This is a genomic window from Ruegeria sp. BA12, assembly GCF_056539625.1.
Genome location: NZ_JBQFVF010000001.1, coordinates 815,717 through 839,318, shown reverse-complemented (window position 1 = coordinate 839,318; position 23,602 = coordinate 815,717). Strand labels below are relative to the sequence as shown.

24 protein-coding genes are annotated in these 23,602 nt (G+C 56.9%); 12 read left to right on the top strand and 12 right to left on the bottom strand.

Going from position 1 to position 23,602, the window contains the following annotated elements:
- The first annotated feature begins 70 nt into the window (after window positions 1-70).
- Entirely contained in the window at window positions 71-1,657 is a 1,587-nt protein-coding gene (locus ACR0B0_RS04105; RefSeq protein ID WP_480646548.1) for an APC family permease, read from the top strand.
- Between the two features lie 31 nt (window positions 1,658-1,688).
- On the opposite strand, the gene lon is transcribed toward ACR0B0_RS04105, so the two are convergent.
- From lon to ACR0B0_RS04085, 4 genes are all read right to left on the bottom strand, one after another.
- A complete protein-coding gene (gene lon / locus ACR0B0_RS04100) occupies window positions 1,689-4,097 on the bottom strand; it encodes an endopeptidase La (RefSeq protein WP_170348569.1) in 2,409 nt (802 codons plus the stop codon).
- 222 nt (window positions 4,098-4,319) lie between these two features.
- Window positions 4,320-4,733, bottom strand: a complete 414-nt coding sequence (locus ACR0B0_RS04095; RefSeq protein WP_170348568.1) for a DUF6636 domain-containing protein — start codon at window positions 4,731-4,733, stop codon at window positions 4,320-4,322.
- Window positions 4,734-4,822: 89 nt separating this feature from the next.
- Window positions 4,823-5,953 (bottom strand): tRNA guanosine(34) transglycosylase Tgt, encoded by a 1,131-nt coding sequence (gene tgt, locus ACR0B0_RS04090; RefSeq protein ID WP_480646546.1) that lies wholly within the window; start codon window positions 5,951-5,953, stop codon window positions 4,823-4,825.
- Between the two features lie 65 nt (window positions 5,954-6,018).
- Window positions 6,019-6,930 (bottom strand): nucleoside hydrolase, encoded by a 912-nt coding sequence (locus ACR0B0_RS04085; protein ID WP_170349397.1) that lies wholly within the window; start codon window positions 6,928-6,930, stop codon window positions 6,019-6,021.
- A gap of 174 nt (window positions 6,931-7,104) precedes the next feature.
- On the opposite strand from ACR0B0_RS04085, the gene ACR0B0_RS04080 reads away from it, so the two are divergent.
- The 3 genes from ACR0B0_RS04080 to ACR0B0_RS04070 all read left to right on the top strand — a co-directional run bounded on the left by ACR0B0_RS04080 (window position 7,105) and on the right by ACR0B0_RS04070 (window position 8,732).
- On the top strand, window positions 7,105-7,995 hold the full coding sequence (locus tag ACR0B0_RS04080) for an SPFH domain-containing protein (protein WP_170348566.1): 891 nt from the start codon (window positions 7,105-7,107) through the stop codon (window positions 7,993-7,995).
- Window positions 7,995-8,273 carry an NfeD family protein gene (locus ACR0B0_RS04075; RefSeq protein ID WP_170348565.1) on the top strand — a complete coding sequence of 93 codons (279 nt, stop codon included), beginning with the start codon at window positions 7,995-7,997 and terminating at the stop codon, window positions 8,271-8,273. Before ACR0B0_RS04080 ends, ACR0B0_RS04075 begins: the two co-directional genes overlap by 1 nt.
- Before the next feature lie 96 nt (window positions 8,274-8,369).
- Complete coding sequence (locus tag ACR0B0_RS04070; protein WP_170348564.1) at window positions 8,370-8,732, top strand: SUF system Fe-S cluster assembly protein; 363 nt, start codon at window positions 8,370-8,372, stop codon at window positions 8,730-8,732.
- Window positions 8,733-8,953: 221 nt separating this feature from the next.
- Here ACR0B0_RS04070 and ACR0B0_RS04065 read toward each other — a convergent pair whose 3' ends face one another.
- Entirely contained in the window at window positions 8,954-9,289 is a 336-nt protein-coding gene (locus tag ACR0B0_RS04065; RefSeq protein WP_480646544.1) for a hypothetical protein, read from the bottom strand.
- Window positions 9,290-9,468: 179 nt separating this feature from the next.
- On the opposite strand from ACR0B0_RS04065, the gene ACR0B0_RS04060 reads away from it, so the two are divergent.
- Together ACR0B0_RS04060 and tpiA are read left to right on the top strand one after the other, a co-directional pair.
- The gene (locus ACR0B0_RS04060; RefSeq protein WP_170358258.1) at window positions 9,469-9,834 is read left to right on the top strand and encodes a HesB/IscA family protein; all 366 of its coding nucleotides are present in this window, start codon (window positions 9,469-9,471) and stop codon (window positions 9,832-9,834) included.
- Between the two features lie 140 nt (window positions 9,835-9,974).
- Window positions 9,975-10,724, top strand: a complete 750-nt coding sequence (tpiA, locus tag ACR0B0_RS04055) for a triose-phosphate isomerase (protein WP_480646542.1) — start codon at window positions 9,975-9,977, stop codon at window positions 10,722-10,724.
- A gap of 8 nt (window positions 10,725-10,732) precedes the next feature.
- Here the strand turns inward: tpiA and ACR0B0_RS04050 are convergent, their stop codons facing one another.
- From ACR0B0_RS04050 to ACR0B0_RS04025, 6 genes are all read right to left on the bottom strand, one after another.
- Complete coding sequence (locus tag ACR0B0_RS04050; protein WP_170358254.1) at window positions 10,733-11,044, bottom strand: DMT family transporter; 312 nt, start codon at window positions 11,042-11,044, stop codon at window positions 10,733-10,735.
- A gap of 161 nt (window positions 11,045-11,205) precedes the next feature.
- A complete protein-coding gene (locus ACR0B0_RS04045; RefSeq protein WP_170348559.1) occupies window positions 11,206-12,582 on the bottom strand; it encodes a TRAP transporter large permease in 1,377 nt (458 codons plus the stop codon).
- Window positions 12,582-13,259, bottom strand: a complete 678-nt coding sequence (locus ACR0B0_RS04040; protein ID WP_170348558.1) for a TRAP transporter small permease — start codon at window positions 13,257-13,259, stop codon at window positions 12,582-12,584. Before ACR0B0_RS04040 ends, ACR0B0_RS04045 begins: the two co-directional genes overlap by 1 nt.
- A 120-nt stretch (window positions 13,260-13,379) precedes the next feature.
- Window positions 13,380-14,381 (bottom strand): DctP family TRAP transporter solute-binding subunit, encoded by a 1,002-nt coding sequence (locus ACR0B0_RS04035; protein WP_302476798.1) that lies wholly within the window; start codon window positions 14,379-14,381, stop codon window positions 13,380-13,382.
- Between the two features lie 372 nt (window positions 14,382-14,753).
- On the bottom strand, window positions 14,754-15,983 hold the full coding sequence (locus tag ACR0B0_RS04030) for a sigma-54-dependent transcriptional regulator (RefSeq protein WP_480646539.1): 1,230 nt from the start codon (window positions 15,981-15,983) through the stop codon (window positions 14,754-14,756).
- Entirely contained in the window at window positions 15,980-17,713 is a 1,734-nt protein-coding gene (locus ACR0B0_RS04025) for a sensor histidine kinase (protein ID WP_480646537.1), read from the bottom strand. The genes ACR0B0_RS04030 and ACR0B0_RS04025 overlap by 4 nt, the downstream gene beginning before the upstream one ends.
- A 47-nt stretch (window positions 17,714-17,760) precedes the next feature.
- Here ACR0B0_RS04025 and ACR0B0_RS04020 point away from each other — a divergent pair, with 47 nt between their 5' ends.
- Entirely contained in the window at window positions 17,761-18,933 is a 1,173-nt protein-coding gene (locus ACR0B0_RS04020) for a cytochrome P450 (RefSeq protein WP_480646761.1), read from the top strand.
- A 6-nt stretch (window positions 18,934-18,939) separates the two neighbouring features.
- Here the strand turns inward: ACR0B0_RS04020 and ACR0B0_RS04015 are convergent, their stop codons facing one another.
- Complete coding sequence (locus ACR0B0_RS04015) at window positions 18,940-19,419, bottom strand: Lrp/AsnC family transcriptional regulator (protein WP_170348555.1); 480 nt, start codon at window positions 19,417-19,419, stop codon at window positions 18,940-18,942.
- 141 nt (window positions 19,420-19,560) lie between these two features.
- On the opposite strand from ACR0B0_RS04015, the gene cobA reads away from it, so the two are divergent.
- The 5 genes from cobA to ACR0B0_RS03990 all read left to right on the top strand — a co-directional run bounded on the left by cobA (window position 19,561) and on the right by ACR0B0_RS03990 (window position 23,537).
- Entirely contained in the window at window positions 19,561-20,337 is a 777-nt protein-coding gene (gene cobA / locus ACR0B0_RS04010; protein WP_480646535.1) for a uroporphyrinogen-III C-methyltransferase, read from the top strand.
- A complete protein-coding gene (locus ACR0B0_RS04005; protein ID WP_170348553.1) occupies window positions 20,337-20,651 on the top strand; it encodes a DUF2849 domain-containing protein in 315 nt (104 codons plus the stop codon). The genes cobA and ACR0B0_RS04005 overlap by 1 nt, the downstream gene beginning before the upstream one ends.
- A gap of 66 nt (window positions 20,652-20,717) precedes the next feature.
- The gene (locus ACR0B0_RS04000) at window positions 20,718-22,382 is read left to right on the top strand and encodes a nitrite/sulfite reductase (protein ID WP_480646533.1); all 1,665 of its coding nucleotides are present in this window, start codon (window positions 20,718-20,720) and stop codon (window positions 22,380-22,382) included.
- Window positions 22,372-23,133, top strand: coding sequence for a phosphoadenylyl-sulfate reductase (locus ACR0B0_RS03995; protein WP_480646531.1), 762 nt, complete (start codon window positions 22,372-22,374; stop codon window positions 23,131-23,133). Before ACR0B0_RS04000 ends, ACR0B0_RS03995 begins: the two co-directional genes overlap by 11 nt.
- A complete protein-coding gene (locus ACR0B0_RS03990) occupies window positions 23,130-23,537 on the top strand; it encodes a DUF934 domain-containing protein (RefSeq protein ID WP_170348550.1) in 408 nt (135 codons plus the stop codon). The genes ACR0B0_RS03995 and ACR0B0_RS03990 overlap by 4 nt, the downstream gene beginning before the upstream one ends.
- Window positions 23,538-23,602: the final 65 nt, after the last annotated feature.

The following is a 23,602-nucleotide window of genomic DNA, read 5'->3' as shown; positions in this document are numbered from 1 at the left end:
TTCTCCTGGGCTGCGTATCCTGTTTTGAACGGCCGCATAATTTTGTGGCGCCTTGGGATGGAGTAGGAACGTGGCCAGATTAAAGCGGGATATCGGCCTCGTTGGGCTAACCTTCATCTCGGTTGGTGGAATCATTGGGTCCGGGTGGCTATTCGGTCCGTTGCTGGCGGTGCAACATGCAGGGCCTGCTGCCATCTTTTCATGGATCATTGGCGCCGCGGCCATGTTCATTCTGGCGATCACCTTCGCCGAAATCTCGGCCATGCTGCCGATTCCGGGCGGCATCGCTCGGGTGCCGCAGTTTTCGCACGGCAATATCGTCTCGATGGCGATGGGTTGGACCGCCTGGATCGGCTATAACACCACCGCCCCGATCGAGGTCGAGGCGATGCTGAAATACCTGGCCCCCTACGCCCCGTGGCTCCACACGGCCGAGACCGGCGACCTTACCGGCGCGGGCATCACCGTAGCCTTGTTCTTTATGCTGCTGTTCGTCGCGGTCAACGCGTTAGGCGTCAAGTTCTTCACTCAGGTGAATGCAACGCTGACCTGGGCGAAGATCGCGATTCCAATCGTATTGGCCGCCTTATTGATCGCCAATCGGTTCGACACTCAAAACTTCACCCAACCGGATGGTTTCGCCCCCTATGGGCTGCAAGGCATCATGGCTGCTGTCTCGACCGGAGGCGTTATCTTCTCCTTCATCGGCTTTCGTCATGTGGTTGATATGGCCGGTGAGGTTCGAAACCCCAAATTCGCCATCCCTGCCGCACTGATTCTGTCCATCGTGCTTTGCGCGTTGATCTATGTGGGCTTGCAAATCGCCTTTATCGGTGCGCTCGACTCGAAAATGCTGAGCAACGGTTGGGCCAGCCTGAGTTTCGGCGGTCAGGGCCCGTTGGACGGCGTCATCATATCGGTCGGGTTTGTCTGGTTCCTGAGCGTACTGAACATCGGATCGGTCATCGGTCCGTTCGGCAATGGCCTTGTCTCAACCGGATCAAATGCGCGGATCGCTATGGCTTTAGCAAAAAACGGATTTTTACCGTCGCGCCTGATGATGTTGTCGTCGTTCGGAGTGCCCCTTTGGGCACTGGCACTAAACTTCTTGATCGGCACCTTGTTTCTTTTGACGGTTCCCTTCACCACCGTCATCGCCTTGAATGGCGCCGCCATCGTGCTGTCTTTTGCGGTCGGTCCTATAGCCGTCGTGTGCCTGCGCCATCTGATGCCGGATCGCCCCAGATCCATCCGCATCCCCGCCGTGAAACTGGTTGCGGTCTCGGCCTTCGCCATCGCAACCCTTGTGGTTTATTGGAGTGGTTGGGACACGGTCTGGCGTCTGGGTGTCGCCCTTGCCATCGGAATGGCCCTGCTGCTGGTACGGTTCCGCAACAGGTTGGATGAGATGGACGTGACCGAAGCGCTATGGCTGCTCCCTTATCTGGTGGGTGTCGGCCTGATCTCATATCTCGGACAGTTCGGGGATGGCGCGCTGAAGCAAATCCCGTTTGGGTGGGATATTGCGCTGTGCGTGTTGTTTTCTGCTGTGATCTTTGGGTTGGCAGTACGTTCTGCCCTGCCCCAGGAAAAGTTCCAGGAATACATCGACGAAGAAGAGATTCTGGACCCGAAAAAACCCATCATCGGGTTGTAAAAAGGCGGGGTCTCCCCCGCCTTTGATTTGCTCAATGCGCTGTTGCCGATGGGCTGGCACCTTCGGCCGCCTTGGCTGCTGCTGCGGCGGCCTCTTCTGCGGCTTCATCCCATTCGACAGGCTCAGGCTCGCGGATCAGCGCGTGTTTCAGAACTTCCGAGACATGTGTAACCGGGATGATTTCCAACCCTTCTTTCACGTTGTCCGGAATTTCCGCCAAATCCTTTTCGTTTTCTTCCGGGATCAGAACGGTCTTGATACCACCACGCAGAGCCGCCAGCAGCTTTTCTTTCAAACCACCAATCGGCATCGCGTTACCGCGCAGTGAAACCTCACCCGTCATCGCGATATCCTTGCGCACCGGAATACCGGTCAGCACAGACACGATCGAGGTCACCATCGCCAGACCGGCGCTTGGGCCATCCTTGGGCGTGGCACCATCCGGCACGTGGACGTGAATATCCAACGTGTCGAATTTCGGCGGCTTCACCCCAATCTGAGGCGAGATTGACCGCACATAGGACGAGGCCGCGTCGATGGATTCTTTCATCACATCGCCCAGCTTACCGGTGGTCTTCATCCGACCCTTACCCGGCAGTTTCAGCGCCTCGATATGCAGCAGGTCGCCACCTACGGATGTCCACGCCAGACCGGTGACCACACCGACCTGATCATCCTGTTCGGCCAGACCATAACGGAATTTCGGCACGCCCAGGAATTCATCCAGATTGTCAGGCGTAACAATGACTTCTTCCGCCTCATTCTTGATGATCTTGGTAAGCGATTTCCGCGCCACCTTGGCGATCTCACGCTCAAGGTTCCGCACGCCCGCTTCGCGAGTGTAAGTGCGGATCATCTTTTGCAGCGCCTCATCCGTCAGTTCAAACTCCTTGGCTTTCAGACCATGGTTTTTCACTTGTTTGCTGATCAGGTGCTGCTTGGCGATCTCGCTCTTTTCTTCTTCGGTGTAACCGGCCAGCGGGATGATCTCCATCCGGTCCAGCAGAGGCCCTGGCATGTTGTAACTGTTCGACGTGGTCAGGAACATCACATTGGACAGGTCATATTCGACCTCAAGGTAATGGTCCATGAACGTGCTGTTTTGCTCAGGATCCAACACCTCAAGCATGGCCGAGGCCGGATCGCCACGGAAGTCCTGACCCATTTTGTCGATCTCGTCGAGCAGGATGAGCGGGTTCGTAGTTTTTGCCTTTTTCAGCGCCTGGATGATCTTGCCGGGCATCGAGCCGATATAGGTCCGACGGTGGCCGCGAATCTCGGATTCGTCGCGCACGCCACCCAGCGAGATGCGAATGAACTCGCGCCCCGTTGCCCGTGCAACCGATTTACCCAAGCTGGTCTTACCAACACCCGGAGGACCGACAAGGCACAGGATCGGGCCCTTCAGCTTTTTCGAACGCTGTTGAACTGCCAGATATTCGACGATCCGTTCCTTGACCTTTTCCAGGCCATAGTGATCGGCATCCAGAATGTCCTGCGCCCGGCCCAAATCCTTTTTGACGCGGGATTTGGTGCCCCACGGCAGTGACAGAATCCAGTCCAGATAGTTGCGAACAACGGTGGCCTCAGCCGACATTGGGCTCATGTTGCGCAGCTTTTTCAGCTCGCCTTCAGCCTTTTCACGCGCCTCTTGCGACAGCTTGGTCTCGTTGATCTTGGCTTCCAGCTCAGCGACTTCATTACTGCCGTCCTCGCCGTCGCCAAGCTCCTTCTGAATGGCCTTCATCTGTTCATTCAGATAATACTCGCGCTGCGTCTTCTCCATCTGGGATTTGACGCGCGTCTTGATCTTTTTCTCGACCTGCAGAACCGACATTTCGCCCTGCATCAGACCATAGACCTTCTCAAGCCGCTCGCTAACGCTGAGGGTTTCCAGCAGTTCCTGCTTTTGCTCGACCTCGATACCCAGATGACCTGACACAAGGTCGGCCAGCTTGGCAGGTTCGGCGGTTTCACCAACGGCGGTCAAGGCTTCTTCGGGGATGTTTTTGCGCACTTTTGAGTAGCGCTCGAACTCATCCGCAACGGTGCGCAGAAGCGCCTCGGTCGTGGTGACATCGCCCGGAATTTCGGTCAAATATTCGGCACGAGCCTCGAAAAACTCTTCATTTTCAAGGAACTCGGTGATCTGCACGCGTGCTTGACCTTCGACCAGCACCTTTACGGTACCATCGGGCAGCTTCAGCAACTGCAAAACATTGGCCAGAACACCCGAGCGGTAAATTCCGTCTTCTGCCGGGTCATCATCACCCGGATCAATCTGGCTAGACAGCAAAATCTGTTTGTCGTCCTGCATCACCTCTTCCAGTGCGCGGACGGATTTTTCCCGACCCACGAACAGCGGTACGATCATGTGCGGGAACACCACAATATCGCGCAGCGGAAGTACGGGGTATGAGGAATTAAGGGGCTCTTGCATGCTCAATCCTTATCGTTGGCAAGATGGCTCCGGTCCCTGTTCAGGCAACGCTCGGCCATCTCCTGTCTTGGACGTTAAAGGTGGGGCCTCATCGCCCTTTTTCAACCTTACCGCCATGTATCGCGATTCAGAATGGCCCGAGGTTTAGCGGACTGCAAGGCGTCCAACGAACATATCCACGGAATTTAACAAAACATGCCAACAAGGTTTAGAATGCGTGCGTTAGAACACCCTTTGAACTGCACGAGACAGAAAAAACCCGTGCCCGTCCTCATTTTTGCACTCCAAACCCGTCTTCGAGGAATGGCAAACAAATCCACCGAATTTACCAGTCACACCATATTCGGCCCGATCAAATCCGTCGCGATGACGGTTGAGAGGACGGCACAGCATTTCGACCGGCCCGGTATTTGCCATGAAGAAATCATGCCCCCAATCGGATTGGCAATTAGACGGGCGCGGCATGGCTGGATCACCCCGGCGCTCGATGATGGTGCAGTAGATATCTGCGGCGTTCAGCTCTTGCCCGACCGAGCATTGGATGTTTTCCGACGGAGTTTCAAAAGTCCAGACGTCGGCATAAGCCGACGTCACAATCGCAGATAGAACAAGTAAGAATCCAAATAGGCGAGGCATCGTAACCCCCAACGAAAAACAGAAAATTTCTTGGTTAATCAGTCTGTAGATTACCAAAAAATCAACGTTCTGTCATCAAGGGTTCAGCGCTACAGCGGTTCGATATCGCCTTGCGCGCTCTGTGCGTGAAACTCTGCCTGCCATGCCTCGAATGTTCCGGCTGCAATGGCATCTCGCATGCCCTGCATGATTTCCTGAAAATAATGCAGGTTGTGCCAGGTCAACAGCATGCCCGAGATCATCTCCTTAGACCGGAACACGTGATGAAGGTAGGCCCGCGAATAGTTCGAACAGGCCGGGCAAGAGCATGCCTCATCCAGTGGTCGCGGATCATCGGCGTGACGGGCGTTCTTAATGTTCACAACGCCATAGCGAGTGAACACCTGGCCAGTGCGCCCCGAACGTGAAGGCAAGACGCAGTCCATCATGTCGATGCCACGCGCAACTGCGCCGACGATGTCGTCCGGCTTGCCGACCCCCATCAGATAACGCGGTTTATCGGTGGGCAAGAAGTCAGGCGCATAGTCGAGGCAATCGAACATCGCTTCCTGCCCCTCACCCACAGCCAGACCACCGACTGCGTAACCTTCGAAACCGATGGCTTTCAGGGCCTCAGCGCTTTCTTCGCGCAAGTCCTGTTCCAAACCGCCTTGCATAATGCCGAACAACGCGTGACCAGGGCGATCCCCGAAGGCTTCGCGTGAGCGTTCGGCCCAACGCATCGACAGGCGCATCGACTCGGCGATGCGGTTGCGGTCGGCAGGCAAGGCGGGGCATTCGTCGAAACACATGACAATGTCAGACCCCAGCAAGCGCTGAATCTCCATCGACCGTTCCGGCGTCAGCTCGTGTTTGGATCCATCGACATGGGATTTGAACGTCACGCCCTTTTCGGTCAGCTTGCGCAGACCGGCCAGTGACATGACCTGAAACCCACCCGAGTCCGTCAGAATGGGTCGGTCCCAGTTCATGAATTTGTGCAACCCACCCAACCGGTCGATACGTTCCGCCGTGGGACGCAGCATCAGGTGATAGGTGTTGCCCAGCAGAATATCCGCCCCGGTCGCCCGCACACTTTCCGGCATCATCGCCTTGACCGTCGCTGCGGTGCCCACTGGCATAAAGGCCGGCGTGCGCACTTCACCCCGCGGCGTGTTAATCACACCGGTTCTGGCCTTGCCATCGGTGGCTTTCAGGTCAAATGAAAAACGCTCGGTCATGGGGGGTGCCTCGGGGTCTCTGAACCGGGCAGCATTTGCCCGATCTGTCGGTCCAATGCAACCCGTCAGGGAAGCGAGGCGACGCGGTCTGTGAACAGATTCACCACCCCTGCCCCATCTACATCCCGACACACACGAACCGGAGGTCGCGAAGGATCGGGACGAGTCGCGCCAACTTCAGCCCCCTCGGTCGCCACGCGCAACCCTGTTTCGACCATATCGAACATTGGTTCATGGGTGCAGGCAATCACAGCCGTCGAGTCGTGTAACCCACATCCCTCTAGCCCGCCAACCTCTTTGTAGAACTTCAAATAGAACCGAGAGATATCGCGCAGGAACCCTCCCATATTCGGTGATCGGCCCGCCAACGCCTCGAAATCCGCGGTTTCATAAAGGGTTTTCAACGTCACATCCAAACCCACCAATACGGTCTGTGGTGGTGCGGCGAATACCTTATCTGCAGCCTGGGCGTCGTGATAGATGTTGGCTTCGGCGAATTGAGTGACGTTCCCGGGGCAGTAAACCGCGCCCCCCATGATCACCAACCGTTTGATATTTGTCGCAAACTGCGGATCCAAACGCATAGCAGCGGCGACATTCGTCAGTGGACCAACTGCGCAAACGACTAACTCGTCCTTATGCTCACGCGCCATATCGACCAAAAACTCAGCTGCTGTCAGCGTATGATTGGCCCCAATCTCTGGAATCTCGGTCACATCGCCAAAACCTTCAGGCCCATGCACATGATCCGAGGGGTCATGACTACTTTGTCCCACTGCAAAGGCCGCACCTTCGGCCACTGGTACTTCCAACCCCAGTTTATCCAGCAAAAACCGCGCATTGCGGCTGGATTGGTGAATGTGTGTGTTACCGAAAACCGTCGTCAGACCGATCAGGTCAATCTCGGGCGCGGCGGCGGCATAAGCGATGGCCATGGCATCGTCGATGCCGGGGTCTGTATCAATGATCAGTTTCATAGCGCCCGATACCGCAAACAAGACGGGATGCAAAGCGGTCACATTCCTGAATTTCCACCCCGCATCCGCAGCTTCAAAGATTTGCATCTGCGACTGTTCACCCCATACCAGAGTTGAAATCGGGCGACTCAATCCCCACATGTATACCATAGTACACAATAAAAGAGGACAGATATGATCGAAGACCAGATTATTGGCTTGCTGACGTCCAATATCATTTACGTGCTGGCGGCGGTGCTGATCGTCGTTGTCATTTTCAAGGGCATTAAAATCGTCCCTCAATCGGAAAAATACGTGGTCGAACGGTTTGGCCGCCTGCATTCGGTGCTTGGCCCCGGCATCAATTTTATCGTTCCTTTTCTGGATGTTGCACGTCACAAGATATCTATCTTGGAACGCCAGCTGCCCAACGCGACCCAAGATGCGATTACCAAAGACAATGTTCTTGTGCAGATCGACACCTCGGTGTTTTATCGCATTCTCGAACCGGAAAAGACGGTGTATCGTATCCGTGATGTAGACGGTGCGATTGCGACAACTGTGGCCGGTATCGTACGGGCGGAAATCGGTAAAATGGACTTGGATGAGGTCCAATCGAACCGCGCACAACTGATCGAACGCATTCAGGAAAGCGTCGAAACCGCCGTGGACGACTGGGGTATCGAAGTGACCCGGGCCGAGATTCTGGACGTGAATTTGGATCAGGCCACCCGCGACGCGATGCTGCAGCAGCTGAACGCGGAACGCGCCCGCCGTGCGCAGGTAACCGAGGCCGAAGGTCAAAAGCGCTCGGTCGAGCTGCAGGCAGATGCCGAACTGTATGCCGCCGAGCAAACCGCCAAGGCGCGCCGCATTCAGGCCGAGGCTGAAGCTTATGCAACCGGCGTGGTCGCCAAGGCCATTCAGGATAACGGCATCGAAGCCGCGCAGTATCAGGTTGCCCTGAAACAGGTCGAGGCTCTGAACGCCCTGGGCAACGGCACCGGTTCGCAAACGATCGTTGTGCCCGCCAATGCGCTGGAGGCCTTTGGCGACGCCTTCAAGATGCTTAAAGGAGGAAAATAATGGCTGATCCCTTCTGGCTGACCTGGTGGCTATGGCTGGCCGGAGCGCTGGCCTTGGGTATCCTTGAGATCGTACTGCCCGGCTTTATCTTTCTGGGCTTTGCGATCGGGGCCGCTGTTACAGGGGTGTTGCTGGTTATCCCCGGTCTCACACCGTCTCTGCCAATCCTTCTGTTGATCTTTGCGGCACTGTCGCTGATCGCCTGGTTGGTGTTGCGCCGGGTGTATTCCCTGCCCCATGGTCAGGTGAAAACCTTCCGGCACGACATTAACGATTAAAAGTTTCTGGCGCCCCTCAGGGGGCGTCATTGCGCCTCTGGACGCTGCCGTTGGCTTTCCCTATATAATTGCTCAGGTAACAGACCCGAGGCACAAATGACTCATCCGAGTGAACACCTAGAAGGCACCCCACTGATTGCACCTTCGAGCGTTGAACACCCCCTATATGACAACGTGGTAGAAGCATGCCGCTCGGTCTTTGATCCTGAAATTCCAGTGAATATCTACGACCTTGGTCTGATCTACACGATTGACATCACTCAAGAAAACGCGGTGAAAATCATCATGACGCTAACCGCACCCGGCTGCCCGGTTGCCGGTGAAATGCCTGGTTGGATCGTCGAAGCGGTAGAGCCCGTCGCGGGCATCAAAGAGGTTGACGTCGAGCTAACATGGGAACCCCCCTGGGGCATGGAAATGATGTCCGACGAAGCGCGACTTGAGCTTGGCTTTATGTAAGCCGGGCAAATATCCCCCTGACATAAAAGCTTTATATTTCTGTCATCACCGCGTTGAAAAACCGTTACCAAAACCTGGTGATAGTTTCCACGTGTCCATGCTTGCACCCCACCAAGCGCTGGCCGGGCCTGTGCTTGCCCCCCCGTTAAAGACCCGGCTTAACGACCAGAACACTAGACCGCTCTTGCCCGAGAGCGGTCTTTTTCATGGCAAAGCACAACTTATTGCACGCCACATTTGGATTTAATTTCCGCCGCTCGTTCATCCAAGGCTTCTACATAATCGCCTGACAACATGGACAATCTCTTGTTTTCGGTTCCTGTTATTAGACCCAAAAGCGCCCCAGCGGGCAGAATTGATACCACACTTTCCACTTGCTGATCCTGCGCATGCTTTTTTTCGGCTGCAATAGCGCGCAAGTCGCCTTCGGCAGTTGCACAATTAACGGGATGCCTTTTTAACTTTGCCTCAGCCAAGGCCGCGCTTGAAAGTAACGGAGACATGGCAACAACTGACGCCAATGTAATGCTTTTGCAGGTAAATTTAATCTTGGTCATTTTGCTTCACCCTATATCTAACTGCCTGAAATTGCCCATGCTCAGCTAAGGTCAGCTTGTTTCAAAACGCAAGAACAATCCCCAAAGTCGCGAATTGTTAGGTAAGAATGGCTGCTATGCCTTGAGCCATTGCCTGGTCGGCACTAAATTGAAGGCTACGCGCGACAACGGAGATCACAATGTTCGGCATTCCCGGCAAACAGGCCGTGACCATGACGCCTAAGGCGGCAGAGCAGATTGCCCGCCTGATGGATACTGGCGGCCATGCGGGCCTGCGCATCGGCATCAAAAAAGGTGGCTGCGCTGGCATGGAATACACGATGGACTATGTCGATCAGCCAGAAACGAACGACGAAGTCGTAGAACAGGATGGCGCGCGGATCATGATTGCACCGATGGCGCAGATGTTCCTGTTTGGAACCGAGATCGACTATGAGGTCTCGCTGCTGGAATCCGGGTTCAAGTTCCGCAATCCAAATGTCGTTGACGCTTGTGGGTGTGGCGAATCGATTAAGTTCGACGAAAAACTGTCTTCTCAATCTTAAGTCCCCCGAAGTTAACGACCCCCTACCTTCGACTGCGGTGGAAGTTGCCGTTTTGATGGCTGCGCTGGAACCGCAATTGTCAGCCCGAGCTGGCGATGCTATCCGGTTCCAGAATTTACGAATTTCAAGGAGATCGGGATATGCGGCGCAAGCTGGCGGCTGGGAATTGGAAGATGAACGGAACCACAGCAGCGCTGAGCGAGTTGGACGCTCTGGCCCGCGCCTTTCCTTCGCCGACGATCGACATTCTGATCTGCCCGCCTGCAACGTTGCTGCACCGTGCCGTCGAAACTGTACGCGAGACCGGTGTCGCCACTGGAGGACAGGACTGTCACGCTGCGCCCTCGGGCGCGCACACGGGTGATATCAGCGCGGATATGCTAGTCGATGCCGGAGCCAATGCCGTCATTCTGGGCCATTCCGAACGTCGCGAAGATCACGGTGAACAGAACGAAACCGTCCGCGCCAAGGCCCGCGCAGCCATGGATGCCGGGTTGAAGGCGATCATTTGCGTCGGCGAAAGTCTGGAACAGCGTGAGGCCGCCAATACGCTGGATATCATCGGCGGCCAATTGTCGGGTTCGATCCCGGATCAGTCGACCGGTGAGAACCTGATCGTCGCTTATGAGCCGATCTGGGCCATCGGCACAGGTAAGGTGCCTACGCTGGAAGAAATCGGAGAGGTTCACGACTTTATCCGCAACCGTCTGGAGCGGCGCTTCGGCGAAGGAGTCGGGCGGTCCGTGCGCCTGTTGTATGGGGGTTCGGTCAAGCCCAACAATGCCGCCGATATCTTTGCCGTGTCGAATGTGGACGGCGCGCTTGTCGGTGGCGCCAGCCTGAAGGCGCAGGACTTCTCGGGCATTATTGATGCGCTGCAAAAGGCCTGAGCGGTAGCTCAGGCCAGTTTCATTGTCACCAGACCTGTCACGATCAGAACCGCCGCGATGATACGCGCGGCATTTACTGTTTCGCCCAACAGCATGATTCCGACAAGAAACGCCCCTACTGCGCCGATGCCGGTCCAGATGACGTAGGCCGTGCCCAAGGGCAGTGTACGCATCGCCATGGCCAGCAAACCGAACGAGCCAACCATGGACACCCCCATGATGGCGGTCGGCCAAAGCCGCGTGAAACCCGCGGATTGCTTCATGGCGACGGCCCACACGATTTCAAGCAGGCCAGCGAACAACAGATAAATCCAGGACATAGGGACACCTCGAAACTCTTCGGGTCGTCCCGTATGATCACCCTAATGGGGAGGTCGTCCTCTGCCACCGATGTGGGAAGGTTGGCCACAACTTCAAGTGGCTGGCAAAGAAAAAGGCCGGGCAGATTGCGCTGCCCGGCCTGAACGAAGGGTTCTCTTCGCTAGTTCGTTATGATTTCCGGCCCCATGAAGGTATTGGGCAGGAAGGTCGATATCCACGGGATATACGTCACCATGATCAGGAAGACGAACAGGACGGCCAGGAACGGCAGCGCCGCCTTCACCACACCCATCATCGGCATGCCCGCCACGCCGGATGTCACGAACAGGTTCAAACCGACTGGGGGCGTGATCATCCCGATCTCCATGTTCACCACCATGATGATGCCCAGATGGATCGGGTCGATGCCCAGCTCAATCGCAATCGGAAAGACCAGTGGTGCAACGATGACCAGTAGACCCGAAGGCTCCATGAACTGACCGCCAATCAGTAGGATCACGTTAACCACGATCAGGAACGTCACCGGCCCCAGACCAGCCGAGAGCATGGCGCTGGCGATGTGCTGTGGCACCTGTTCGTCTGTCAGCACATGCTTCAGGATCAGCGCGTTGGCAATGACGAACAGCAGCGTGACGGTCAGCTTACCGGCCTCGAACAAGGTGTGTTTGGTGTCAGGGTGGAAGAAGGCCGTGATCAGTGCATAGGGTTTCTTGATCAGCGACAGGTTCGCCTGACCCTCTTCCGTGCTAAGTGGCCCCATATCCTTGTAGACAAAGCTAGCAATCAGGAACGCGTAGACGGCCGCCACAGCCGCAGCTTCGGTTGGGGTAAAGATACCGCCATAGATCCCGCCAAGGATGATGACGATCAGGAACAGCCCCCAACCGGCTTCGCGTGCCGAGGTAAAGACCTCGCCCCACCCTTTCCATTCACCTTTCGGCAGGTTCTTGACCTTAGCCATGACATAGATGGTGATCATCAGCATCAGACCGGCCATCAGGCCCGGAATAACACCGGCAAGGAACATACGCCCAACCGAGACTTCAACGGCCGCGGCATACACAACCATCACGATTGACGGTGGGATCAGAATGCCCAGCGTACCCGCGTTACAGATCACACCGGCGGCAAATTCCTTGGAATAACCCACTTGGCGCATCCCTGCGATCACAATCGAGCCGATGGCCACAACAGTCGCCGGAGACGATCCGGACAGCGCCGCGAACAACATACAGGCAAACACGCCCGCGATTGCAAGACCGCCCGGCAAATGGCCCACACAGGCAATCGAAAACCGGATGATCCGCCGCGCTACACCGCCCGTCGTCATGAATGATGACGCGAGGATAAAGAACGGGATCGCCAGCAGTGTGAAATGCCCCTCAAACGCTTCGAACAACGTGCCAGCCACCGAAGCCAGCGAACTGTCGGAATACATAAGAAGGAACAGGGTCGAGCTTAGGCCCAGAGCCACCGCTATCGGAACCCCGATCAGCAGCAGGCCGATGACCATCGAGAAAAGGAATACAACGTCCATCAGTCATGCTCTCCTTGCTGAGCGCGCACTTCTTCGATCTCGTCCTCAACCTCATGGCTGGCGACAATGCGATCGGCCTCGCCCCGCCAAATCTGAATGGCGGCCTGCGTAAAGCGGATCACCAGCAGCAGCATCGACAACGGTAGGATGAAATACGGGACGACTTTAGGCAGTTTCTCGTAGGCCTCGTCGTAGTTGATCATCGCTTCCAGGAATCGCAGCGGCGCGACCATGGGGATATCGTCGACCTCGTAGAAACTCTGACTACGGGCGTCGAAATTGAAACCTGTCGGGAACCAACGGCCCGACGTGGGCGGCAGATCAGCGAATACAGCCCAATAGTCATACGCGCCTTTGAGCATCAGCAGCGAAAACACCAGACAGCACCCCACTGCAACTAACGCCAGAACGCGACGTGGCGCCGGGGCCAGCATATTCAGGATGGCATCCACACCAAGATGCGCGTGCTTTTTCACCGCATATGACGCCCCCAGCAGCACCAGCCAGCCAAAGGTGAACACCGTCAGCTCAAGCGCCCACAGAATGTTGGAATTGAACACGAACCGCGCGATCACATTGGCAAAGGTCACGGCCGTCATCAGGCCCAGCAACAACGCGATCAGGGTTTCTTCGATATGGTCGACCAGCCCGCCTTGGCCGGATTTCGCACCAGACATCTCTTTAGTCCCCGCAAATTTTTTGTGATGAGAGTAATAGCGGGCGGGCCTGTTATGTCGGCCCGCCCGGCCTGCGCGTCAGCAACTCCCCAGCCCCCTGACGCGCGGCCTCAACCAGGATCAGAACCCGGCGTTGATTGCCTGAGCAGCGTCGATCTTGTCCTGACCCACGTCGTCGGCGAACTTGTCCCAAACCGGTTTCATTGCATCGACCCAGGCCTGACGCTGTTCGGGGTTCAGATCACGAATGATTCCACCCGCGTCGGTGATCGAGGCTTTGGCCGCTTCGTTCACAGAAAAGGCTTCTTTGTTCCGGGTCTCGGTAACCTCTGCCAGAATGGTCAGAAACTGTTCACGCACTTCTGGATCAAGGCTGTCCAGCCAATCCACCGAGGTTACGACCAGATAGTCGATAATGCCGTGGTTGGTCTCGGTGATGCCGTCCTGTACCTCAAAGAACTTCTTGCCATAGATGTTCGACCAGGTGTTTTCCTGCCCGTCCACAACGCCCTGTTGCAGCGCGCCGTACACTTCCGAGAAAGCCATTTTCTGCGGGCTGCCGCCGATGGCCTCCATCTGTGCAACCAGCACGTCCGAGGACTGCACGCGGAACTTCAGGCCATCCGCATCCGACGGATCAACCAGCGGTTTGTTGGCCGACATCTGCTTCATGCCATTGTGCCAGAACGCCAGACCTTGCAGGCCACGGCGCTGCATGCTGTCTTTCATTGCCTGACCTTCCGCCGAGGCCTGGAATGCATCGACAGCGTCGATGTTCTTGAACATGAACGGCAGGTCAAACAGGCGAAACTGCTTAGTGAACTTCTCGAATTTCGACAGCGACGGTGCAGCCAATTGCACGTCGCCCTGCAGCATCGCCTCAAGCACTTTGTCGTCGTTATAAAGTGTTGAGTTCGGATAGACCTCAACGCACATCACGCCGTTCATCTCATCATTCACGCGCTGTTCCAGCAGCGATGCCGCGATGCCTTTGGGGTGCTTATCAGTGTTCGTCACATGCGCAAACTTCACAACGATTTCACCATCGTCGCAAGCCGCCATGCCAGTCGTGGCAATTGCGGACAGTGCAATCGCCGTTGCAGCGGTTGTCAGAAATTTCATCAGCCTTTTCCTCCCGGACTTCCTAGATACTCCAATTGGCGCTTGATCAGCGCCGGATGCCGGGAAGTGAACTGAATCAGCAGGTACGGCTCAACGATTTGTTACAATGCGCCACATTCGAATTTTTTCCCTTTTAAATTAGTCTGTTAAATGGTGAACTTTCAATTAACCTATTACGCAACATGACCCGCTGTGTGAAAATCCGCACACGCTTGACGATCGTTGTGCGGATTCTCGCACTTCTCTCGAATCACTTCGAAAGAATCAGGTCTCTCTTGGCTTGATCCAACAGCAGCCCGCACCAGCGGGCTGCACTGCCCAACGCCTTTAACCGCATGATAATGCGGTCAAAGGGGGCGGGAGAACCTGCGACTACCTGCGGTAATCCTCTGGGCGAATCTGATATCTGGCCAGTTTGTCATAGAAGGTTTTGCGCGGCAGCTTCAGCGCCTTTGCCGCCTCTGATGCCTTGCCGTTGTGCCGCCCCAGCGCTGCAATCAGCAATGACCTCTCAACCCGCGCCATCTGTTCGCTCAGCCCCAAGTCGACGGCTTGTGAAACCTCTTCGGGCATCCCCAGAACAAATCGCATCGCCGCAGACATCAAGGATCGCGCGTTCCCAGGCCATTCTCTGACCATGAGCGTGGCGAGGTGATCCGATGTTATCTCGGGTTCCGCAATGCCCGACTGTTCGGCGGCCTGAGCCACATAGTGGCGAAAGATCACCGGTATATCCTCAGGCCGTTCCGCCAAAGACGGAATGCGCACGCGCATCACATCCAAGCGATAGAACAGGTCCGCATGAAACCGCCCCTCAGCAGACAGTGCGGCCAAATCAGCCGTTGTGCCCGCCAAAATACGCGCACCCACGCCCTGCTCGACCAACTCCAGCGCGGCATACTGAGTGGCCTCTGGCATAGCTGAAATCTCATCCAAAAACAGTGATCCCCCCGCGGCATCTTCGCAGACCTGGATCAGCGCCTCAGGCGTCAAACCCGATGACGGCTGTTTCACGAACGAGCCATGAACCTGCGGCGACATCAGATGAACGACCTCGGCCACTTTCGAAATCCCGCTGCCTGCGGGCCCGGTAACCAAAACTTCGGCCCCGGTGGGGGCGACGGTCCGAACACGCTCTCTCAACGCTTCGGCCTGTGCGGATAGACCGAACAGCAACCGCGCGGCCGGATCTCCGCGCATCAGTTCGTTCTTCAAGGCTCGCCGTTCCAAAACCAGAGCGCGAGCAGCAAAAGCCTTATTCAATACCTCAAGCAGGTCCGCAGCCGCACAGGGTTTTTCCAGAAAATCGAAAGCGCCCTGTCCCATGGCCCGCACTGCCATGGGAATATCCCCTTCGCCTGTCAAAAGAACAACCGGCAGTTCCGGGTCGACTTCATTCGCGTAGTTCAAAAGGTGAAACCCGTCCCGCCCCGGCATGCGGATATCCGACACGATCACACCCGGAAAATCATCACGAATGTGGTCCTTGGCCGCCACAAACGACCCCGCCGTGACCGGATGGTATTCTGCTAATTCCAGCGTCTGCGCCAATGCCTCGCGAACGGCGGCGTCATCATCGACCAATAGAACCTTGCGCGTCATGCCACTTTATCTTCCCGGTAATATTCAAGCTCGACCGTAAACATCGCACCTGTTCCGGCGTTGGACCCCCGAATGTTACCGCCAAAACTCTGTACCAGACCATACGAGATCGAAAGGCCAAGACCCATCCCTTCGGACGAACCAACAGCCTTTGTCGAGTAGAACGGCTCGAACAGTTTTTCCGTGTTTTCAATGCCGGGCCCGATATCTCGCACAGTAACAGACAGCTTCTTTCCGTTGTTGATTGCAATTCGAATAAGCCGATCATCCTGCTGGCTCATCGCGTCTGCGGCGTTGTTGATCAGGTTTACAAAGACCTGAACCAGCCGCACTTCCCCGCCCCACGCATATACCGGTGTTTCTGGGGCATGCCATTCCATCGTGACGCTCTCGGCACGCAGGCGCGCTTCGGTCAGCTCCACAGCCGTGTCAATCACCTGCACCAGATCGACCTTGCCCATTGGCTCACTTTCATTGCGGGCAAAAGCGCGCAGGTTTTTGATGATCCGCGCCATCCGGGCGGCCATATCAGAAATGCGTGTCAGGTTTTCGCCAGCCTTTTCTGCGCGGCCTCGCGACAGGAACGCAGCCCCATTGTCAGCAAATTGCCGGATTGCCATCAGAGGCTGATTCAATTCATGACTGATGCCCGCCGACATCTGACCCAGGGCGCTCAGTTTGCCGGCCTGAATAAGCTCTTCCTGCGCGTGTTTCAACGCGGCCTCAGCCTCTTGCCGCTCGTGAACCTCGCGGCGCAAAGCAGTGTTGACCGCCGTCAGAGCATGGGTGCGCTCGGCGACGCGAATCTCAAGTTCCGAATTGGCCTCGGCCAGGGTACGCCTGCGCTCGGTCGCCAGAAAAAGCAGGGCGCCAAAGGCCAGGCAGATCGCCGCAACTGTAGCCGCCTGCAAACCGGCCAGACGCCGTGCGGGGGCCACATCCATGACCACTTCGCCCGTCATACCGATCACCGGCAAATCCCGACTGAGATGTAAGGCGCGCTGCGGCAAGTATGGCCCCCACCCTAGCTGCCATAACTCGAACGAACCAAGGCGGGTTTCGGAAAACACAACCCTTTCACCGCTCGGAGGGATCAATCCCAATTGCCCCTCTGTGCGTTGCCAAAACAACAATTCAGATCGGTTGGAAATGAACACCAAGCCGGTGCGATCAACAAAGTATACGGCTTCGGTGCTACCGCGCCAGGTCTGCTCGATACCCTCGACATCGGCGATGACGATCAAAGCGCCTAAGACCTTACCATTCGGTGCAAAGTCCGGCGCAGCGTAGGTGAAAATCCGGCTTCCCATCTTGGGCAGGACGCCGTGGGAACTGCCCAATGCGCCTTGCATCGCACGTTCGAACGCAGGTTGACCCGAAACATTGCCGCCTACAACGTCATGCGCTGCCGCCAATACGCGCCCCGAAGCATCAGCATACAAAACATCGACAGCCGCAGTTTTGTCAGCAACCTCCAGCAACAAGGCACGGGCAACAGCCAAATCCACAGGATTGTTCAGGTTGCGCAATTCAGGGTGCCCTGACATTAGAACGGCCAGCTCCTGATACACCTGCAACTGAGTACTGAGCCGATCTGCAGCCAATTCGAGATCCGCTTCGGCCTTTTCACTCAGCTGCGACAGCGCCTGCCGATACCCATAAGACCAAACCCCGGCGGACAACAGCCCGACGACACACAGAAAACCCAAGATCAACCAAACCCTTTGCATGACTTAGGGTCTTGCATTCGACGGACCACATGGCAAGTCTGCCGAGCATGAAGACGGTGTTCCAATCCCCGGTCGAACCGGATTTTGTTCAAAACCCCTATCAGTTCTATGACGCCGTTCGTGCGCATGGGGACCTTGTATATTGGGAGGATTACCAGAAGGTCGCAGCAGTTTCGCACCGGGCTGTACAGGCCTTCCTGAAAGATCGCCGCTTTGGTCGGGAGGTTCCCACCGAACTGCAACGCCCTGGGCCCGACCACTTGGCGCCCTGGTTGATGACCGAGGCGCATTCCCTGCTTGAGGCTGAACCACCCCGCCACACGCGGCTGCGCGCGCTGGTCATGCGCGCCTTTACGTCGCGTGGGATTGTCGCGTTGGAACCTTCCATCCAAGACCTCAGCCACAGCTTGATCGACCAATTCCCCGGCACGCCTTTCAACCTGCTGGACGCGTTTTGCACGCAGGTTCCCGTGATCACCATCTGCCGTCTTCTGGGTGTACCCGAAGAAATGTCGCCGGATCTGTTACGATGGTCGCATGCCATGGTGGCAATGTATCAGGCCAGCCGGACACGCCAGACCGAGGACAAAGCCGCAGACGCCGCGCGTGATTTTACACTTTTCCTCACTGACTATATCGAACAGCGCCGGACCGATCCCCAGGACGATCTGATCACCCGCTTGATCGCGGCCGAGGAAGAGGGTGAAAAGCTTTCGCACGATGAACTGGTCGCCACCTGCATATTGCTGCTGAATGCGGGGCATGAGGCGACGGTTCATTCATTGGGCAACGGTGTGAAAACGGTTCTGCAACTAGGATTTGATCCCCGAACTTGTGATCCGGACAGGTTGGTCGAGGAAATCCTGCGTTACGATCCGCCCCTGCATATGTTCACCCGCTATGCGTATGAAGATGTTGAGGTTTTCGGCCACGACTTCAAACGTGGAGAAGAGGTTGCCCTGCTACTGGGTGCCGCAAACCGCGACCCTTTGATCTGGAGCGATCCGGGGCGCTTTGACCCCTCGCGCCCGATTGTCACCAATACCAGTTTCGGTGGCGGTTTGCATTTCTGCGTCGGTGCCCCGCTGGCCCGGTTAGAGATGCGAATTGCGTTACAAGCGTTGTTCGACCGATGCCCAGAGCTGCGCTTGGTCGACGAACCGGGTTATTCGAATACCTATCATTTCCACGGGCTGACCCGGTTGATGGTTCAGCTCTAAGCGGCTTTAGCTTTCGATCAGCGCATTCAGCGGCAGCATTGTGGTGGATTTGATCTCTTCCATCGACAGCAAGGCGGTCACGTTATGCACGCGCACCTCGGAAATTAGGGTCTGATAGAAGACGTCATAGGCCCGCGCGTTTTTGACCCGCACCTTCAGGATATAATCAATGTCACCGGCCAGTCGGTGTGCCTCTTGCACTTCGGGCCGGTCACGCAGGGCCTTGAGGAACTTGCGCTGCCATTCTGCCTCATGTTCAGAGGTTCGGATCAGAACGAAGAATGTGGCCTCAAACCCCAGCGCTTCGGCGTCCAGCAAAACGGTCTGCTGACCGATGACTCCGGCCCCTTTCAGCTTGCGGATTCGATTCCAGACGGGGGTCTTGGAGCTGCCGACACGGGCGGCTATTTCATCCAGCGATTGGCTGGCATCGCGCTGTAGCTCGGCCAAAATTTTCCGATCCGTGTCATCTATCCGCACCGACATTCCAATTTTCCCTTTGTTTCGAAACCAGCGTCCCAATTGGCGATGCCAGAAGAACATTTGTCCTTATTTGGTCGCCCATATGGCGCAATACCGGGAATATTTCCTATATTGCAGATCAAGTCAAACCAAGCGGAACAGAACATGCAGTTTACGCATTCATATGATGGCACAGGGCACGTCGACTTTGTCGGCGCAGGTCCGGGCGATCCGGAATTGCTGACGCTCAAGGCGCTGAAAGCCTTCGCGCGCGCTGACGTCGTACTGCATGACCGCCTGATCAGCGCCGAGGTTCTGGAACTGGCTGGAAAGACCGCTGTTCTGGTCGATGTAGGCAAGGCCGGGTTTGGTCCGTCATGGAAGCAGGAAGACATTGATGCCCTGCTTGTGGATTACGCTCTGAAAGGTCAGCGCGTGGTACGGTTGAAGTCTGGCGATCCGACCGTTTTCGGGCGCCTGGATGAAGAGATCGAAGCGGTTCAGGCCGCAGGCATCACCTGGCAAATCGTGCCTGGCATCACTGCTGCGTCGGCAGCCGTCGCCGGGATTGGTCAAAGCCTGACCCGCCGTGGCCGCAACTCGTCCGTGCGCATCCTGACCGGCCATGACATGAAAGGATTTGCCGATCACGACTGGGCCGCGCTGGCACGTGCTGGTTCCGTTGCGGCGATCTATATGGGTAAGAAATCCGCCCGCTTCATTCAGGGCCGCCTGATCATGCACGGTGCCGACCGGGACACGCCGGTGACGCTGGTCGAAAATGCCTCGCGCCCCGATCAACGCATTCTGGCCACCAATCTGGACCAACTGCCCAATGACCTGGCCGCCGCTGAAATGGACGGCCCCGCCCTGACCTTTTATGGCCTCGCCCCGCGCCAAGCGGCCCAGGCCCTGACCGAATTCAAGAAGGAGCACGCCTGATGGCCCGCGCTTTTACCCCCAAAGTAGTGACCGCCAACGATCTGTTGGAAGGTGACGTTATTTACCTGACCGAAGACGACCGCTGGTCGCGTGATCTGCGCGAAGCGGAACTGATCACAGACGAAGCACATGCGCAGGTTCGCTTGCTGGATGCCCAACGCCAGGCCAACAAGATTGTCGGTGCTTATCTGGCGGATGCCGTCGCTGGCGCAACCGGCCCCGAACCCACCCATTTCCGCGAGGATTTCCGCCGTACCGGCCCGTCAAACTATGCCCACGGCAAGCAGGAAACAGCAACGCAGCCCCGGGCCTAACCTCTGGCCTACTCTCTCCCCTTCAAGGCCCCTCGGTATCGGGGCTGCAACTAAGGACAGCTAGACATGTATCGCTACTCCGAATTTGACCACGATTTTCTGGCAGAGCGTAACGCACAGTTCCGCGCCCAGGTCGAGCGCCGCATTGACGGTTCGCTGACCGAAGATGAATTCAAGCCCTTGCGCCTGATGAACGGCCTGTATCTGCAGTTGCACGCCTATATGCTGCGCGTCGCGATCCCTTACGGCACGCTGTCCAGTGCGCAAATGCGCCAGCTGGCTCTGCTGGCCGAGAAATGGGACAAGGGCTATGGCCATTTCACCACCCGCCAGAACATTCAGTACAACTGGCCGAAACTGAACGACGTTCCGGATATGCTGGACGCGCTGGCCGAGGTTGGCATGCATGCCATCCAGACCTCGGGCAACACCATCCGCAACGTGACAGCCGACCATTTTGCCGGCGCCGCGGCTGATGAGGTCGCCGATCCACGCCCCTATGCCGAACTTCTGCGCCAGTGGTCCACCGACCACCCGGAATTCCAATTCATGCCGCGTAAGTTCAAGATTGCCATCACCGGCTCGGAAGAGGACCGCGCCGTGATCAAGGCGCATGACATTGGCCTGCAACTGGTCGAGCGCGACGGTATTCTGGGTGCCCGCGTCATCGTGGGCGGTGGTTTGGGCCGCACGCCGATGATTGGCAAGGAACTATCCGAATTCGTCGCCTTTGACGACCTATTGGCGTATCTCGAAGCCACCGTTTCCGTCTGGAACCAGATCGGCCGCCGTGACAACAAGTACAAGGCGCGCATCAAGATCACCGTACATGAGCACGGCATTGACGCAATTCGCGCGAAGGTTAACGAGCGCTTCCTGCAGGTTCGCTCGCAGTTCAAAGGGGCCGATATGGCCCTGCTGGAGGAAATCAAGGGCCACTTCGCCCCGCCTGCCTTCCGCGAAGGTTCGGTTGCGTCGTTTGAAAGCGCCTATACCAACGATCCGGTTTTCCGCTCGTGGGTCGACACCAACATCGCGCCGCACAAGAACGCGGATCATGCGATTGTTACGATCTCAATCAAAAAACACGGCGCGACACCGGGTGACGCGACTGCCGAGCAGATGCGCGTGATGGCTGATCTGGCCGAAGAGTTTGCCTATGACGAGCTGCGCATCAGCCATGAGCAGAACGTGATCCTGCCGCACGTCCACAAGTCGGACCTGCCCGCGATCCACGCGAAGCTGAAAGAGTACGAGCTGGCGACCGCCAACATCGGCCTGATCAGCGACATCATCGCCTGCCCTGGCATGGACTACTGCGCCCTGGCGACAGCGCGCTCAATCCCTGTTGCCCAGGAAATCGCGACACGCTTTGATGACCTCAAGCTTGAGCATGATATCGGCCACCTGAAGATCAAGATCTCGGGCTGCATCAACGCCTGTGGTCACCACCACGTTGGTCATATCGGTATTCTGGGTCTAGACCGTGCAGGCGTCGAAAACTACCAGATCACTCTGGGTGGTGACGGCACCGAGAACGCGGCCATCGGCGATCGCACGGGTCCCGGCTTTGCCTATGACGAAATCGTGCCTGCCGTGGAACGCATCGTTGACACGTATCTTGAGCAACGCGAAAGCGCAGAGGAAGAATTCCTGCAAACCTATCGCCGGGTAGGCATGGCACCATTCAAGGCTGCCCTCTACCCCGAGGCGCAGGCCAATGCCGCTTGACCTAATCCAGACGGAACTGGGTAAAGATCGTGCTGAACTGACCGAACAGGTCGAAGCACTGAACGCCCAGTTCCGCCATCACAGCGCTCATGATGTGATGCACGGCGCGATTGAAGAGATCGACGAGCTTGCTCTGGTCTCAAGCTTTGGGGCTGAATCGGTTGTGCTGCTGCATATGGCGGCTGTGGTGAACAAGGCCACACCGGTTTTGTTTGTGAATACGCAAATGCTGTTTACCGAAACGCTGGAATACCAGCAGGAGGTGAGCGAGCGTTTGGGCCTGTCGAATGTCCGCATCATTCGGGCCGAGGACGAAGACCTTGAGCGTGACGACCCATACGGTGCTTTGCGGCTGAACGACATGGATGCGTGCTGCAACCTGCGCAAGACCTTCCCGCTGCAAAAGGCACTGGCGGGATTCGACGGCTGGATTACCGGGCGCAAACGGTTCCAGTCCGGCTCGCGGTCCGCCCTGGATTTCTTTGAGGTCGAGGACGGAACCGGTCGGATCAAGGTCAACCCGCTGGCCCATTGGGCGCCCGAAGATGTGCGCGCCTATATGGAAGAGAACAACCTGCCCCGGCATCCGCTGGTGGCCAAAGGATACCCTTCGATCGGTTGTGCGCCCTGCACCTCGCCGGTCAAAGAGGGCGAAGATCCCCGCGCCGGACGTTGGCGCGATCAGAACAAGGAAGAATGCGGCATCCATTTTGTCGATGGTAAGATGGTGCGCGCAGGAGAGAAAACATGAACGTAATCGTAACGGATACGGGGTTCGCCCCCGATGACTGGACCGATGGCTTTGTCACACTGGAAGATGCGGCCAATGACGTGGTCGCACTTGACGTGGCCTCGGATACGGACCCGGATGAGTTGTTTGACCGCCTAGGCAACGCCAAAATGGTGCGTGTGGATTTTCCATCCTCGGCCGATGGTCGCGGCTTCACCATTGCTCGCGTCCTGCGCCTGAAGGGCTACACCGGGCGCTTGCGTGCCAAGGGCCATGTGCTGGCCGACCAATATGCGATGGCCCGCCGCAGTGGCTTTGACGAGGTCGAGATTGATCACGCGCTTGCCAACCGCCAGACGGAAGATCAGTGGCTGGCCCGCGCTAACTGGAAAGATCACCACTATCAGGACCGCCTGCGCGGCTGAGATCGCAATCGCCAGCTTGTGACTAAAGGGGGCAAACTGTCCCCTTTTCCTGCCTTGAAACAACG